The following is a 3,380-nucleotide window of genomic DNA, read 5'->3' on the forward strand; positions in this document are numbered from 1 at the left end:
TTGTGACATGAAAAGAAGCCAAGGCTTTCTTTAAAAAGCACTTGGCAGCCTTCGCATCTCGTTTCTTACTCAAATAAAAATCAAGCGTGTTTCCTTCGGAATCAACAGCACGGTATAAGTACACCTTTACGAACTGCTAGATTTATTCTTTGCTTAAAAGAAACATAACCATAAAAAGAAAATTGTATGTTAAGGAAGTTTTTTACATGAAAAAGATTATTCTTTTTATAGTGGTTTTCTTTATCCTAACTAGAAATTATTTATCAATATCTATCTAGGAAGGAATTTGGAGGTATTTGTAAAAAGAAAAAGAATGTTTATAATTGCTAGATAAAAAAATTGAAAATGTAGGAGGATGTTAAAATGGAAAAAACAATGATGGTAGGTACAACAAATATGATGATGTCTATGGAAAAAATGATGTGTGAAATGAAGTGTATGAAGATGATGATGAACAACATGATGCAAATGAATGTAAATATGGATAAAGCTATGGTCAATACAATGCATGAATGTGATGAAATGATGACTTCTACTATGTCTATGATGAAAGCTATGAAAGAGAAATGCTGTTAAAACATATTGGTATTTCATTCCGTATGGCACATAGTCTTCAATATGGTTTTTAGCTGTCATATATGAATGTACATTTGCATTTTATTTCTTAGAAGACGGTTCAATATTGACCGTCTTTTTCGTTTGTAGACCTCACCTGAGGTAAGGCAACATCGCCCTCAAACTAAGGGGAACAAAATATATAAAAGTGTAAAATCCCTTTCATAGTACTTCAATAAAAAGAGCTGTACGAAAAAAATGGAACAATCAAATAGAAGCGAAGAAACAAAAAAGTTGATCCGTACAGTTATATAATAAACCTACACCTTTTTGAAATTCAGTCGAGAAAGTTGGGGAATTAGGTATAATCATGTCCTCAACTTTCTATTATCTACTACTATTGTGCACATGAAGTGCAAAAGGACGTGCTATGTACATGATTTTCTTATATCGGTTTGATTTAAAGGAGAATGGAATCGATTTTGTGCTAAATGAGCAAATCGCTGCAGATATGCTTCCACACTATGATGCTCTGTTGAGACCATTAGTGGCATCGTTAGCTGATACGTTACAATTGTATCGTTCATTAAGTACACATCCCACCATTTTAACGGGGAAAATACTGGATAATGGGCAATTAGAAGTGATGTTAAGTGAAGGATTAGGACAATATATAGATATATATACAAAGAATCAAATTATTTTTGAAAATGGAAAACGTATTGCGGATATTTTAGTAAACGTAATGGACTCTCATACGAGTAAAACATTGAAAAGAACGCATTGATGAGATAGAATAATAGAAAAGAAGCCTATCCCTTGAAAAGGTTTGCTTATATTTCTGTATAAAAACAAAATGGTATGTACTTACTCCATTCTTTTGCTAGCAAGTAACTTTATTTTTAGGAAATCATTTCTTGTATAGAAATTTACTGATAAAAAGACCGTAGAACATACGAAAAGCTCCCTGATTTGTATAACAAATCAGGGAGTAAAAGATAGTACAGTATATCGGTTAAGCTAATTATAACATAACTGGATTTATTCGGTTTGTTTTTTCTGAATATTCGATTTATTTTTTGGTATTAGTTCTTCAGGTTCAGATGGCCCTAAAGAATCATCTAACCTTTTGAAAAAGTGTACGGTACACTTTACTTGTCTAAAATATTGCGTATTTCCGACAGTTCCATATTCGTAAACTTCGCAATATCTTCGATATCCATGCCATTTTTATGCATGCCTCGGATAAGTTGGATTTTTCCTTCTTGAATGCCTACTACTTTCCCTTTTTCCATCCCTTCTTCTATACCAACCTCACGAGCATGTGCTAATTTTGCTTGTTCATCAAATAACACTTTTTCCCGTGCTTCATATGCGAGACGGAAAGAGCTACTCTGACTCATATTTTCCCATTTGTGGATTGCCTTCTGTAACATTGGATCTTGTTTCATGGCTATATCCTCCAACGTGTGGGTTAAATGCTCATCTTCATGCGCTGGTAGTAAAAGTAACCAACGAGCAAATTCATTTTCCCACGGATTAATCTTTTCTTCTCTCCATTGCTGTAGCAATTTCGGAATTTCAATGAAATGGATTTCTAAATCTTCGAGTAACACTTCCTTGTGTTGTTGACTCCAAAATTGTCCGACTGTATGCATGTCATCATATTGAGGAAAGAGATCAAAATCTAATAGATTAATCGCAATCGTTTTTCGTAAAGAACGATAGGGCATCCCTTGCTCCAATTGAGATGTATACAGTTTACTCCAATAATACAGGGAACGTTTTACTATCTCTTGTGTATTTCGTAACTGAATTTCCACGTTCACCTTGGTTTCATCTTGAAGTGTAGCTAATATATCTAGTATGGATAATTTATCTTCTTCATATTCTTTATGGAGATGTGGGTCTTCAATTTTTAAGGATACAATCGGTGTAGATAAGGATTCATGCAAGATTGCATTTAAAAAAGAAATCAGTAATTCCTCTTGTCCTTGTACACCAAATAATTGCTTAAAAGCAAAATCGACTCGTAAATTGACTAAAGGTTGATTCATAGAGTGAGTCACCTTTCTTATTTCATATTCTGTCTTTTTTGTTATTCCCCTTTTTCGGGGGAATGGGCAAAGAAAGTATATATCTATTGTAGCGGAGGAAGGAGAGAAGAAGCAACCCTTGTTGTTATTTTTACTGTGTTTTGTTTTTATAAACATTATGATACGTGAAATTTTATATATTTCTTGTATATGCACCTATCCTCACTGATTTATCTCCCTTTCTACCTAAAATATTTACTACCCATCTTTTCATTATCTTATCTCCTTGTATGGTAGCTATTTGCCTTCCAAGACTCAAACGTATTCAGAACCTCCTTATCTTTCGTTAGAGAGGAATCTGGGCGTTCGTTTTTATCCCTCTCGACTAATTAATTGGATATAATAACCATTTTAGTGGTATTTAGGTGATCAGGGCATTCTCCAGTGCTTCCTGAATTACATGTGAATCATTAAATGAGACGAACAGTAATACACCGCTCGGTGTTTCAACTCTTCATACGTGTATAATCTTTGTTTCTCAAATAATTTCGGATGTTTCTGTCTATAGTATTGGAACAATTCTTCCCCATTTTTCCGTATACGATACCGACGTGTTTCTCTAATTGTGCCTGATATTTCTTCAGAATCAAATTGTCCTAGAATCTGTAATGCTTGTGAAGAGGGAATTTCTGGTTCTGTTGCAAAGTTTTTGGAGTGAAGTTAAAATATAGAGAAAATGGGGCGAGGAGAAGGATGCATGGGATATTTTAAAGGGAAACAATTCAAAAA

The 3,380-nt window shown here is 33.8% G+C and carries 3 protein-coding genes and 2 pseudogenes; 2 read left to right on the top strand and 3 right to left on the bottom strand.

The features are described 5' to 3' along the window. Positions 1–121, bottom strand: a pseudogene (locus ASE54_RS35240) (DDE-type integrase/transposase/recombinase); the annotation flags it as partial. A gap of 242 nt (positions 122–363) precedes the next feature. On the opposite strand from ASE54_RS35240, the gene ASE54_RS26785 reads away from it, so the two are divergent. Then, positions 364–576: a hypothetical protein gene (locus ASE54_RS26785; protein ID WP_000416119.1), complete on the top strand. Its 213-nt coding sequence runs from the start codon at positions 364–366 to the stop codon at positions 574–576. 409 nt (positions 577–985) lie between these two features. After that, entirely contained in the window at positions 986–1,342 is a 357-nt protein-coding gene (locus ASE54_RS26790) for a hypothetical protein (RefSeq protein ID WP_012211103.1), read from the top strand. A 364-nt stretch (positions 1,343–1,706) separates the two neighbouring features. Here the strand turns inward: ASE54_RS26790 and ASE54_RS26795 are convergent, their stop codons facing one another. Next, entirely contained in the window at positions 1,707–2,612 is a 906-nt protein-coding gene (locus ASE54_RS26795; protein WP_001075555.1) for an Rpn family recombination-promoting nuclease/putative transposase, read from the bottom strand. Positions 2,613–3,047: 435 nt separating this feature from the next. Continuing rightward, positions 3,048–3,311: pseudogene (locus ASE54_RS37265) on the bottom strand (hypothetical protein); the annotation flags it as partial. Positions 3,312–3,380 lie beyond the last annotated feature (69 nt).

The organism is Bacillus sp. Root131 (genome assembly GCF_001429475.1).
GTDB classification, from domain to species: Bacteria; Bacillota; Bacilli; order Bacillales; family Bacillaceae_G; genus Bacillus_A; species Bacillus_A thuringiensis_S.

Bases quoted from the DNA above. Each gene is read 5' to 3' on its own strand.
- ASE54_RS26795 (WP_001075555.1), bottom strand. From the start codon at position 2,612: ATGAATCAACCTTTAGTCAATTTACGAGTCGATTTTGCTTTTAAGCAA.
- ASE54_RS26785 (WP_000416119.1), top strand. From the start codon at position 364: ATGGAAAAAACAATGATGGTAGGTACAACAAATATGATGATGTCTATG.
- ASE54_RS26790 (WP_012211103.1), top strand. From the start codon at position 986: ATGTACATGATTTTCTTATATCGGTTTGATTTAAAGGAGAATGGAATC.